Source organism: Roseicyclus sediminis, from assembly GCF_025515305.1.
Taxonomy (GTDB): domain Bacteria; phylum Pseudomonadota; class Alphaproteobacteria; order Rhodobacterales; family Rhodobacteraceae; genus Roseibacterium; species Roseibacterium sediminis.
This window is the reverse complement of record NZ_JAOPHT010000016.1, coordinates 1-11,714: the sequence shown is the minus strand read 5'-3', so window position 1 is coordinate 11,714 and position 11,714 is coordinate 1. Positions and strand designations below refer to the sequence as shown.

Sequence of the window (11,714 nt, the reverse complement as noted above, 5' to 3'; positions counted from 1 at the left end):
TTGATGGCGATCTGGTTTCAGAGCGGAACCGCCCTCGACGACTTCTGCCAGCCGTTCGCCGGCGTTGTGCGTGAACTGAAGGCCGATCCGCCAAGCCTGATCGGCAACAACTGGGACAGCGTCGAGGGCAAGGTGGCGAAGGTGCTGCTGGCCGATCAATTGTCGCGCTCGTGTTTTCGTGGGACGGCGGAAGCCTTTTCCTATGATCCAGTTGCGCGTGTCCTTATGCGCGAACTGCTGAGTTCCGATCTGCGCGACGAAACCCTTAGGCTGCCAGCGGCGCTCCTGTATCTGCTGCCCTGGGCCTTGGCGCATTCGGAAGACCTCAAAGACCTCGAACGCGCGGTCGAATTGGTCGACCTGTCGATTCAGGCCTACCCGGATTTCAAACTCTTCGAGGAGCGCAACAAGCCAGCGATCGAGCAGCACCGACAGGTTCTAGAGAAATTCGGGCGCTACCCACAAAGGAACCCGGAGTTCGGGCGGGAAAACACCGCGGACGAACAAGCGTGGCTCGACGACGCGGAAAACCTACCGATCTGGGCGGGCGGCAAGGCATCGTTCAGCAAAGCGGTGGAGTAGCCGCTGATCGTAGTGTCGTTTAAGGGTCTCGCTTACGTGGCATCTACAGCGTGACAGCCCCTACCATGGACTGGGCGGTAGGCACGCTTGCGTGTCTCAAAGACAGTGAGATTTGCGAAAACACGCCCAAGCCTGCTCCCGCGTCACCGCGTACTCGCTGATCATCTCCTTGATTGCCCACCCTTCCGGCAGTTGGGCCAGCTTCACTGCCGCCCGCACCTGGAACTCCCTTCTGTACTCGACGAAAGGCGGACAGGCCCCGAAGTTCACAACGTCAGAAACGTCCGTCGCGCAGCCGCTTAGCCCGATCGTCGCAAGAACGAGGACGGCGCGCCGCCGCCTTTGGCATGGAGTCCTGCCGTCCGCAATCAAACGAAAACCGGACACAGGCGCCTTTGCGGGAACGGTCCGCAAAGGGCTCGATCCCGCCGTTCGCTGCACCCAGCACGAACGTCCGCTTCAGCCGAAGCGCGCGAAGTGATTTGGCTGCTCCGCCCATTCAGCTGGAAACGGTTCCAGCACCCGGGCTAGCGTCACTTCTGGCCCCTGCTTCCCGTCCAGGATCGCCTCGACGATGTCTGGCGCGAGCAACGTGAGCCGCAAGACGCGGGTCATGTAGGACGGCGCGATCCCCTCGCGCTCGGCCAGTTCGGCGATGTTAGCGTACTCGCCAGAGTCCAGCATGCGCTTCCAGCGGAACGCGCGCGCCAGCGCCTTGTTCAACGTGTTGTCGGTCCGCTGCGAGTGCGTGACGCCTTCCGGCAAATGCATTTCTTTCCGCCCGCCGCGCTTTACGACGCGAAACGGGACATATAGCGTCAAAGTCTCGGTGTTGGTTGTTCCTTTCATTTTGACGCTTTGCCTTGAAGATCAGCAGTTCTCAGGCAGTAACTCATCGTTGGTGTCGACACCTTTCGACAACGCGGAATCAAAGAAGGAACTCCTCGTCATCAACCTGAGAACGCCATCCTAGTTTCTTGAGAGTTTTACCGGGAACATGATCAATTAATACCTCGCCTACATCTGGCGAGTAAACAAAGGTCGCCCGATTGATGCTTTCAAACTCCGGAGGGGTATCATCCATGATTCCATATGGGTCCACTTCATTTACATACTTCTGAAAGATAAATGAGTTACTTGGGTTGATTAGTTTTCCAGCCTCAATTCGATCTTCGTAGCACTCGTTAACACTGATAGTTCTTTTCTTTCTCATTTGCGTTTTTCCTATTCTGCACACTGATTTGCTTGCGACTTCGATTTCGTGCGGTTTCTTGCGAACTTTCCCCACCCAGGAATGCGCTCCCAGCGGAAGGCGCTGACCGGCGCCTTGACCAGCGCGCTATCCAATCGGCGAATATGGCTGGCCCCATCCTGCAATTGCATCTCCTTCCGCCCGCCGCGCTTCACGACCCGGAACGGAACGTGGAGCGTCACAGCGTCGGGGATGGGAGCCCCGCGGGTCATGCGGCGGCCTCGATACCGCCGGCAAGCATCTCGCGCGCGAGGCCGCTCAGCCCATCGACGCGCAGCCAGACGGTCAAGCCGTCCGTGCCGATGTCGACGCGCTCGACCAGCAGCGCCACGATGCGCGCCTGTTCGGCAGGAAAAAGCTCGTCCCAGAGCGGGTCGAGCTGCTGGAGTGCTGCGCGGGCGTCGTTCTCGATGATGTCGTCGGCGTGGGCCCGCGCCGCCTTCCACGTCCCCGCCACGATCTCCGGCTGGCGGAACACGGCGCGAAGCTGGTCGAAGACGGCAGCCTCGATCTCGCCCGCAGGCACGCGGCCGACCGTGCACGATCCGGCACCGTGCTTCAGCACCGTCTGGCTGACATAGTAGCGGTAGAGTCTGTCGCCCTTGCGGGTATGGGTCGGCGAGAATGCCGCGCCGTCCGGTCCGAACAGCAGTCCCTTCAGCAGCGCGGGCGTGTCTGCCCGCGTCCGCGCTGCGCGCTTGCGGGGGCTCTCCTGCAGGATTGCGTGGACCCGGTCCCAAGTCTCGCGGTCGATGATGGCATCGTGCTCTCCGGGATAGCTCTCTCCCTTGTGGACCGCTTCGCCGACATAGGCGCGGTTGTTCAGCATCCGGTATAGGTACTTCTTGTCGATCCGGTTGCCGTTGGGTGTGCGGATGCCCATTGCATCGATGTCCCGCGCCAGCAGCGTGGCGGACCCGATCTCGAGGAACCGCGCAAAGATCCAGCGGACATGCTCGGCGCGCTCGTCGTCGACCACCAGCTTCCGGTTCTCGACGCGATAGCCGTAGGGCGGCACACCGCCCATCCACATCCCCTTCTTGCGGCTGGCGGCGACCTTGTCGCGGATGCGCTCGGCCGTGACCTCGCGCTCGAACTGGGCAAAGGACAGCAGAATGTTCAGGGTCAGCCGACCCATCGACGTGGTGGTGTTGAAGGACTGCGTCACCGAGACGAAGGTCACGCCGTTGCGGTCGAACACCTCCACCAGCTTGGCGAAGTCAGCCAGCGACCGGCTGAGGCGGTCGATCTTGTAGACCACCACCACATCGACCAACCCGTCCTCGATGTCCTCCAGCAGCCGCTGAAGGCCGGGGCGGTCCAGCGTCCCGCCGGAGATGCCGCCGTCGTCATACTGATCGCGGACCACCACCCAACCTTCGGATCGTTGGCTGGCGATGTACGCCTCGCAGGCCTCGCGTTGAGCGTGGAGCGAATTGAACTCCTGCTCCAGCCCTTCCTCTGAGGACTTCCGCGTGTAGATCGCACAGCGGCGCTTGATCTTCACGTCCGTCATGACCGCCCCCGCCTGTTCCTGAGGCCGAAGAACACCCAGCCATTCCAGCGCGTGGCAGTGATCGCGCGCGCGATGGCGGACAGCGACTTGTAGGGCCGCCCCTGCCAGTCGAAGCCGTCCGTGGTGACGGTGACGACGTGCTCGACTCCCTGCCATTCGCGGATGAGCCGGGTGCCTGCGATGGGCATGCCGTGATCCGCTCGGACGCGGCTTTTTTTGCGATCGCCACCGTCGAGGTCCTCGCCCAGCCGTTCGAGGCGACGCACTGTCTCGGGCTTCAGCCCGCCATAGGCCAGTTCCTGGATGCGATAGGCCAGCCGGCTCTCGAGGTAGCGCCGATTGAACGGCGGCGGCTCGCTGCCGAACAGGTCGCGCCACTGCGCCTTCAGTTCCGGCGTTGTCACGGTCTTGAGTGCGGCCAGGCGCGCGGGGATGGGATCGTGGGTCGTCATGCGGTTCTCCGATGCTTTGGGTTCGCATGACCGCTCCGGTCGCCTGAGTTGTGTAGCGGAATGTCTCCGGTCTCCCGCTCAACGGCGGCGGCTGTGCGCATGTGGAGACGGACGAGACCGAGTGCCAGCAGCCGGCACAACTCGCGGCGGCGTTCCATCGGGGTAAGGTGGCGGGGGTGCAGAGGGTTCATGGTCATTCGCCCCCGCGCTTCATGCGCTGCTCGTAGCTGAGAATATCCTCCAGCGCGTACCTGACCGAGCCCATGATCATGATCCACGGCGGTCCGCGGTGTTCCCTGCGCATTCGCTGCAGCGATCTACGCGACATCTTCCAACGGATCGCCAAGTCGCGCTCGCGCAGCATGAACGGGTTGTCCGTGCGCCGGTGTTCGTCATGTCGGGACATGATCTGCTCGCTCGTGTCGGTGCCTGTCGCAAAAGGACTGGCACAGCGAGCGGCGCGTGTATCAGAACAGCCGAACGCCGTTCCCGAGTAAATCTAAGATCTTGGCAAGGTGGGAAAAACCGTCCCACTATTCGTTAACCGAATAGCGCCGATCAGGGTTCCCAGTCGTCCGGGATGAACTCGCCGCCGATCCGCAGGTATTTTCGAATCGTGTCGTCCGAGATCTCCAGCCCCAAGTCAGCGGCGAGTGATGCGATGTCGCTGGTCGAGGTGTTTCGGGCAGCCCCGGGGCGATGCCCATAGCAAGCGATTGCCATGGCCGTGAACAGCTGCGCGATCTTGTCGATTTCGCGCTTGTCGGTCTTCTTAGGTGTCCCGGCGACGGCAAGGCCCACCTCCGCCGCAAGATGATATCGCTTGAGTAGGCCGAGAAACTCTTCCGGCATCTCGAAGTCCATCTGCATGGCCCAAGTGACAAGGTCCCACGCACTCACGCGTCGGTCTCGCAACCCGCGACCGAACCGCCGTTGAAGCAGTTCGTGGCGATCCCGCAAGAACGCCATCGCTTGCCACAGGTTTTCCGGATCCTTCGCGTTGCTGATCCGTTCTAGTCTGTCATGAGGGATGTGCCTTGGATCGACGCCAACCGAAAGGCATGTGACTTCTGAAACGGTGAAGTGGGGCATCCTGGCCCAGTAGGCGAAATCCGCCTGATAGTCTGGGTGGCCGAAGCCACCTGCGAACCATGGCGGTCTTTCTTTCTCGAGCTGTCTGATCTCGGCTCGCATGAACTGATCCCAATCCGCTCGCACGTCATTGGGATCCGCCTCGGTCTCGTTTGCCAGAACTTCGACAACGTCATCCGAGTAGCTGCGAAGGCGCTCGAAGCAGCGTTCGGCGACAGCGTTGATCTTCGCACGGAACTCCTGGAATGCCTCGGGGTCGCCTGGTCCAATTGACGGAACGAGGTCCGGCGGTTGCCAGTCGTGCAATTGGCCGAGCTTGGCTTTCAGAAGTTCTTGCCTCTGTTCGTCCGACTGCTCCATTGGAACTCCGCCCTGCTGCATGCGCTTTCATTCACGTCGCCACGCGAATCGCTCCGCCACAAACCATCATATCCCGATACGACCTGTCCGCAGATGTCGTCATTCGGCGCGCCGTGGCGGAAAATGTCATTCTTACAAAGTCTTAGGTGTCTGTGATATTCTGATTTCTGCAGGTGCATGCCTGCGGCGGTGCGAATTGCCCGCCGAATGAACCGGGCAATCGGGCAGGGCAATGAGCGGGCAAGAGACATTTGGTCATCGCGATCAGGGTGCATTCCTGACCCAGCGCGATCTTGAGGAACGCTGGAAGCTCAGCGGCCGGACGCTGGAGCGCTGGCGGGCAGAGCACTTCGGGCCAGCGTGGTTCTACATGGGCGGGTCGGTTCGCTATCGGTTCAGCGACGTCCTGGCCTTCGAGGAGCGGCATCGCAAAGGGCCGCGCGGGTAGCGGGTGGATCGGGCTCCATATATCGGAGCCGACCAACAGCGAGAGACGGACGACAGGGCGGTAGGCGACCGCCCCGTTCGTGCTGGCCATCCGACATATGGGGAATGGGCGCAAATCCTGCGGGAGAACGGTTACGGGCCGCTGCCGATCAAGCCAGGCGCCAAGAAACCCGCACCTGCGCGCTGGACGAGCGTCACACTCGACGAGGCGCAGATCGCGGCGTGGCAACGACAGTATCCTGACCACGGCATCGGCCTGAGGACCGGGCGCCTCGTCGGGATCGACATCGACATCCTCGATCCCGACCTCGCCCACAGGGTGGAGGCGTTGGCGAGACGGAGGTTCGGCGACACGCTCCGCCGCGTCGGCCTGTGGCCGAAGCGGGTGCTGCTCTACCGGACAGAGACGCCGTTCGGGAAGATGTCGGCCGGCAAGGTCGAGGTGCTGGGGCAGGGACAGCAGGTGCTGGCCTTCGGCATCCATCCGGACACGGGCCGGCAATACTACTGGCCGGATGGGGAGACGCCGCTCGATGTCCCGATCGGTGATTTGCCGCAGGTCGACGCCGACGCCGTCGGTGCGTTCGTGGCCGAGGCGCGCGCCCTCCAGCCAGATGCGCACGAGCACTCGAAGTCAGCGCCTCGCACGAAGCCTCCGTCCCCAGGCACGGGGCCCGTTCGGGATGACTTTGGGATCGTGGTCGAGGGCCGCGACGGCTGGCTCAGCAGCATCGCCTTCCATGTGGCCCACGACGCCATAGAGGCGGGCCTTCCGCTCGACGCGGAGATGCTCGGCGCACGGGTCTGGCATCGGTTCGTCGAGACCACCGATGTCGGTCGGCCGCGGAAGGACGGCGCCCAGCCCTACCGAGAGCCCCATGCCCGCGCGAAGGTCCGGGACAAGCTCAGGCTGTACCGCGAGGGCCGCCTCAAGAGCCGGGATCTGCCCGCACCGGAACCCGCGTATGACGTGCCGGCGCTCACGGTCGGGGAAGCTCGTGATAAGCTCGACAAGGTGCTGTCCACCTTCTGCGAGCGCGTGTTCGACTGGCATCGACAGAAGGACCTGCATGTGCCCGCCCTTGCCATCCGAGCCACCGTGGGGCTCGGCAAGTCCCATGCTTCGCGGAGGCACCTGATGACGCTGGCCGAGCGGCTGCGGCAAGCGGGGCTCCCCAGCCGGCTGCTCGTCTTCGTTGCAGGTCATGCCCTGGCCGAAGAGGCGGCAGGGGCGTGGCGGCGCGCGGGGGCGAACGTCGCTGTCCACCGCGGATACGATCGGGACGACCCGGTTACGGGCGAGCCGATGTGCCGGGACCGGGAGGCCGTCACTGCGGCTCACCAGACCGGGTTAAGCGCCCAGGAGATCATCTGTGCGCCGAAGTCGGGGGCGCGGTGTCGGTTCTTCTCCACGTGTCTCAAGCAGCGGAACCGAGATGACGTGGCCGCGGCCCAGATCGTGATCTCGCCTTACGACACGCTGTTCAGCGGGCTCCCGTTCAACACCGACGACATCGCGCTCATGGTCGTCGACGAGGCCTGCTGGCCGCGTGCGCTGGAGACGATCAAGGATATCCACGTCGAGGATCTCATGGGCGACCGCATCACCGACATGGGCGGGCCCACGGTCGGGCGCGGACCTGTTGGAGCGATGGCGGATCTCCATGCCTTGAGGCAGAGGGCGGTGAAGGCGTTGCAGGGGACTGGGCCGGGGCACGTGAACCGGGAGGCATTGAACAAAGCAGAGCTGACGGCTGAGGACTGCCGTCAGGCGGCCAGGCTGGAGGAGTGGCGGAAGACTGATCCCTTGCTCTCGCCGGCACTGACGCCGAGCGAGCGGAAGCGGGCCTTCGAGATCGCACGGCAAAACCAGCGGATAGACCACCGCATCGCCATCTGGCGGGAACTCGGCGCGCTTCTGGAGAGCAATGCCGCCTCGAGTGGCCGGCTCAAGGTCACAGGCGGTGAAGGTCGGGCGCGGATTGAGCTTCGCCGCGTAAGGCCGCTCCACGAGAGCCTCCGCAATCGACCTGTCCTGCACCTCGATGCCACGCTGCGCCCGGAGCTCGCCGGAACAATCCTGCGCGGGCTTGAGAAGGAGACCATAGAGGCGGAAGCACGCCATATGCACGTGCGCTTGGTAATCGGCAGCTTCGGCAAGTCGATGCTGTGCCCGCAGGAGGGGCTCAGGCCGGAAGAGGCCCGGCGCCGCGAGAACAGGCTCAGGGAGTGCGTCGACTACGTCCGCTGGCAGGCGCTGCGGCATGGCAAGGGCGGCACGCTGGTGATAACCTACAAGGCCATCGAGGAGGCCTTCGCGGGCATCCCGAACGTATCCACGCTGCACTTCAACAACCTCGCCGGTCTCGACGCCTACAAGGACGTGGCCTGCCTGATCGTCATCGGTCGTCCGCTGCCATCAAGCTTCGATCTGGAGGCGGATGCGGGCGGATACTTCCGGACGAGGCACGAGGGCGGCTACGCGACGGAAGTGGCGGGCATCCGGATGCGGGACAGGACAATCCGCGGTGTCCGGGTGATCCGCCACCGCGACGAGACGGCCGAGGATCTGCGGGCTGCGATCTGCGACGACGAGCTGATCCAGGCGATCGGGCGGGGCAGGGGCGTGAACCGGACTGCCGATAATCCGCTCGAGGTGCACGTGCTGGCCGACGTTGCCCTGCCGCTGGTCTACGACGTGCTGCAGTCATGGGACGCCGTGAAGCCGCACGTCATGCAGCAGATGCTTCTGGCGGGCGTGGCGGTGGACAGCCCGGCCGACGCAGCGGCTCTGTATCCGGGCATCTTTGCCAACGAGAACACGGCGAGGATGGCCTTCGAGCGGGCGGGATTTAAAGGTCAAAACCCTATGTATGATACTTATAGGGAAATGACCCTTAAATCGGCTGCCTACCGGCGGGACGGCCGTGGTCGCGGCTGGCAGCGTGCCTGGTGGTTTGAACGGGACGAGGCTGACGTGCGGGAGCAACTCGAGTTGTGTCTTGGCCGACTGTCTGGCTGGTCAACCGCAGACCGCTGATCCGCAAAATTCAACTCGAACCTGCAATTAGGCCAAGGCAACTTCATTTTTCCTGCCGCCATCGTACGGTGTCACCTGTTCCGGACTGCACGCGGCACTGGCGGTAGTTGTCGGCCTTCTTCGATTATTGTCAGGATTCTAATGCTTTAGGCCTCGTGCTATCCTGCGCCTCAGAGGCGGCGTTATTCCGGGGCGGGGTATGGCAGGCAAGAAATCAGCGGCAGAAGGCGCGCACGGGGCGCGGTCGATCGAGCACCGGTCGGTCGCCGATCTCGTGCCGTTCGCCAACAACGCGCGGACGCATTCCGAGGCACAGGTCGCGCAGATCGCGGCCTCGATCCGGGAGTTCGGGTTCAACAACCCGGTGCTGGTGGATGGTTCGAATGGCATCATCGCGGGCCATGGCCGGGTGATGGCAGCGCGGAAGCTGGGACTGGCGGAGGTCCCGGTCATCAAACTGGCGCACCTGAGCGAGACGCAGAAGCGGGCCTACATCCTGGCCGACAACCGGCTTGCAGAAATGGCAGGCTGGGACAGGGAACTGCTGTCGCTCGAACTGGCGGACCTCGATGAACTGGGCGTGGACCTCGGGGGTCTCGGCTTCGACGGTGCGGAACTGGATGCGCTGCTGGGCCACGGTGCGACCGACCCGCGGGAGGAAGCCACGCCCGAGTCGCCTGTCGATCCCGTCTCACGCACCGGCGATCTCTGGGTCCTCGGCTCGCACCGGCTGCTCTGCGGCGACGCAACGTCTCCGACGGACGTCTCGCGCCTGCTCGGTGATGTCCGCCCGCACCTGATGGTGACCGACCCGCCCTACGGCGTGGAGTACGATCCGGACTGGCGGAACAGGGCAGGGGCCTCGGAGACAAAGCGCATCGGCAAGGTCATGAACGACGACCGGGCCGACTGGCGCGAGGCCTGGGCGCTGTTTCCGGGCGAGGTGGCCTATGTCTGGCACGGGGCGCTCCACGCCACCACGGTCGCGGAGAGCCTCGTTGCCTGCGGCTTCGACATCCGCTCGCAGATCATCTGGGCCAAGGAGCGGCACGTGCTCTCGCGCGGGCACTACCACTGGCAGCACGAGCCCTGCTGGTACGCGGTGAAGGGCAGGGGACACTGGTCTGGCGACCGGACGCAATCGACGCTCTGGCAGATCCCGAGCCGGGACCAGGACGCGACCACGATCCACGGCACCCAGAAGCCGGTTGAATGCATGCGCCGACCGATGCTCAACAACTCCAGCCCCGGGCAGGCGGTTTACGAGCCGTTCTCGGGCTCGGGCAGCACGATCATCGCCGCCGAGACCACGGGACGGGCGGCCTACGCGATGGAACTCGATCCGGCCTACGTGGACGTGGCCGTGCAGCGCTGGCAGGCCTTTACTGGCAAGCAGGCGGTGCTTGACGGCGACGGTCGGACCTACAACGAGATCGCCGAAGAGCGCAGGGGGAGCGAGGGACAGGCGGCATGAGCCAGTCGCGCACCATGTCGCTCGTCGAGGCCCTGACCAACGTCGCCGTCGGCTACGGGCTCGCGGTCGCCACCCAGGCCACGGTATTCCCGCTCGTGGGCGTCGAGATCCGCACGCGGCAGATGCTGCTCGTGGGCCTCGCCTTCACGCTGGTCTCGATCCTGCGAAGCTATGTCTTGCGTCGTCTGTTCGGTCGGCTCACCCGGAAGGAGGCGCGCCATGCGGGGACGCAAGCCGAAGCCTGATAAGACCGGGGTGAAGGTGGTGGGCGCAGCGCTGCCACGCTGCCCGCCGCACCTCGGGGATGTGGCAAAGGCCGAGTGGCGGAGGCTCGCGAAGCCCATGCACGACGCGGGTGTGCTGACCATCGCGGACCGCGCGGCGTTCGCAGCCTACTGCCAGGCCTATGCCCGCTGGGTCGAGGCCGAGGAGAAGCTGAAGGAGACACCAATGCTCCTGAAGACACCATCTGGATACGTCCAGCAGTCGCCCTGGCTCTCGATCGCCAACAAGCAGCTCGAACTCATGGGGCGGTTCATGGCCGAGCTTGGTCTGACGCCATCCGCGCGCTCGCGGCTGAAGGAGAGCATCTTGAAGGACGAGGGGCCTCCGCGGATCACCAGCATCGAGCTGGTGCCGCTCAAGCCGAAGTTCGAGATCGACGGGAGTGACGACAGGCCCGGGAGCGATATCGGCCGCCCGGCCGTGCGCGTGATCTCCAGCTACGACGACTGAAACGCAGCAGGTCCTTATTCCCTACGAGGTGTTGGCCAACTCGATGTACAGAACTGCGCAACGAACGTTAGGCAGGTGTGTACATGATCAGGGATACTGCCCCAAATCCGAAGCTGGTGGCCTACGAGCGGGTCTCGACGGCGCGACAGGGCAAGTCGGGGCTGGGCCTCGAGGCACAGCGGATGGCGATTGACGACTACGCCGCGACCAAGAGCGGCACGATCCTGGCGCGGTTCACCGAGGTGGAGAGCGGGCGGAAGAACGACCGGCCGGAACTGGAGAAGGCGCTGCAGCTCGCACGGATCACCGGTGCGACGCTGGTCATCGCCAAACTCGACCGGCTCAGCCGGAACGCGGCCTTCCTGCTGACTCTCCGCGACGCTGGCGTCAGCTTCGTGGCCTGCGACATGCCGGAGGCGAACGATCTCACCGTGGGCATCATGGCACTGGTCGCGCAGCAGGAGCGGGAGGCGATCTCACGGCGGACTAGGGAGGCGCTGGCGGCGGCGAAGGCGCGGGGGGTGAAGTTGGGCAACCCGAACGGGGCCGCCGCGCTCAGGCGGGCAAGGAAAGGTGGGGCGGCTCTTCGTGAGACCGTGCGTTCGAACGCGGATGAGTATGCAGCCGCGCTGGCGCCGGTGGTGGATGCGCTGAAAGCCGAGGGCCACACGACGCTGCGTGCCATGGCAGATGCGCTAAACGCTCGGGGTATGATGACCCGTCGGGGAGGACGGTGGCACGTGTCGAACGTCAGGAACCTGCTG

The 11,714-nt window shown here is 64.2% G+C and carries 13 protein-coding genes; 7 read left to right on the top strand and 6 right to left on the bottom strand.

Features of this window, described 5'->3' with window-relative positions; genetic code table 11:
• Positions 1 to 3: 3 nt before the first annotated feature.
• Positions 4 to 582 carry a DUF924 domain-containing protein gene (locus N8I71_RS16785; protein WP_262879171.1) on the top strand — a complete coding sequence of 193 codons (579 nt, stop codon included), beginning with the start codon at positions 4 to 6 and terminating at the stop codon, positions 580 to 582.
• 459 nt (positions 583 to 1,041) lie between these two features.
• Here N8I71_RS16785 and N8I71_RS16780 read toward each other — a convergent pair whose 3' ends face one another.
• From N8I71_RS16780 to N8I71_RS16755, 6 genes are all read right to left on the bottom strand, one after another.
• The gene (locus N8I71_RS16780; protein ID WP_262879170.1) at positions 1,042 to 1,431 is read right to left on the bottom strand and encodes a hypothetical protein; all 390 of its coding nucleotides are present in this window, start codon (positions 1,429 to 1,431) and stop codon (positions 1,042 to 1,044) included.
• A 79-nt stretch (positions 1,432 to 1,510) separates the two neighbouring features.
• Positions 1,511 to 1,795 (bottom strand): hypothetical protein, encoded by a 285-nt coding sequence (locus N8I71_RS16775; protein ID WP_262879169.1) that lies wholly within the window; start codon positions 1,793 to 1,795, stop codon positions 1,511 to 1,513.
• Positions 1,796 to 2,042: 247 nt separating this feature from the next.
• Entirely contained in the window at positions 2,043 to 3,350 is a 1,308-nt protein-coding gene (locus tag N8I71_RS16770; RefSeq protein WP_262879168.1) for a recombinase family protein, read from the bottom strand.
• Entirely contained in the window at positions 3,347 to 3,802 is a 456-nt protein-coding gene (locus N8I71_RS16765) for a DUF2924 domain-containing protein (protein WP_262879167.1), read from the bottom strand. Before N8I71_RS16765 ends, N8I71_RS16770 begins: the two co-directional genes overlap by 4 nt.
• A gap of 193 nt (positions 3,803 to 3,995) precedes the next feature.
• A complete protein-coding gene (locus tag N8I71_RS16760; RefSeq protein WP_262879166.1) occupies positions 3,996 to 4,208 on the bottom strand; it encodes a hypothetical protein in 213 nt (70 codons plus the stop codon).
• A 152-nt stretch (positions 4,209 to 4,360) separates the two neighbouring features.
• Positions 4,361 to 5,254 (bottom strand): hypothetical protein, encoded by an 894-nt coding sequence (locus N8I71_RS16755; protein WP_262879165.1) that lies wholly within the window; start codon positions 5,252 to 5,254, stop codon positions 4,361 to 4,363.
• 232 nt (positions 5,255 to 5,486) lie between these two features.
• Between N8I71_RS16755 and N8I71_RS16750 the strand changes: the two genes are divergently transcribed.
• The 6 genes from N8I71_RS16750 to N8I71_RS16725 form a co-directional block, all read left to right on the top strand.
• Positions 5,487 to 5,702: a helix-turn-helix transcriptional regulator gene (locus tag N8I71_RS16750; protein WP_262879164.1), complete on the top strand. Its 216-nt coding sequence runs from the start codon at positions 5,487 to 5,489 to the stop codon at positions 5,700 to 5,702.
• A gap of 3 nt (positions 5,703 to 5,705) precedes the next feature.
• Entirely contained in the window at positions 5,706 to 8,741 is a 3,036-nt protein-coding gene (locus N8I71_RS16745; RefSeq protein ID WP_262879163.1) for a bifunctional DNA primase/polymerase, read from the top strand.
• A gap of 199 nt (positions 8,742 to 8,940) precedes the next feature.
• The gene (locus tag N8I71_RS16740; RefSeq protein WP_262879162.1) at positions 8,941 to 10,215 is read left to right on the top strand and encodes a site-specific DNA-methyltransferase; all 1,275 of its coding nucleotides are present in this window, start codon (positions 8,941 to 8,943) and stop codon (positions 10,213 to 10,215) included.
• Complete coding sequence (locus tag N8I71_RS16735) at positions 10,212 to 10,460, top strand: DUF7220 family protein (RefSeq protein WP_262879161.1); 249 nt, start codon at positions 10,212 to 10,214, stop codon at positions 10,458 to 10,460. The genes N8I71_RS16740 and N8I71_RS16735 overlap by 4 nt, the downstream gene beginning before the upstream one ends.
• Positions 10,435 to 10,950, top strand: a complete 516-nt coding sequence (locus N8I71_RS16730; protein ID WP_262879160.1) for a phage terminase small subunit P27 family — start codon at positions 10,435 to 10,437, stop codon at positions 10,948 to 10,950. Before N8I71_RS16735 ends, N8I71_RS16730 begins: the two co-directional genes overlap by 26 nt.
• Positions 10,951 to 11,033: 83 nt before the next feature.
• The coding region (locus tag N8I71_RS16725) for a recombinase family protein (protein ID WP_262879159.1) at positions 11,034 to 11,714 on the top strand (681 nt) is incomplete at its 3' end.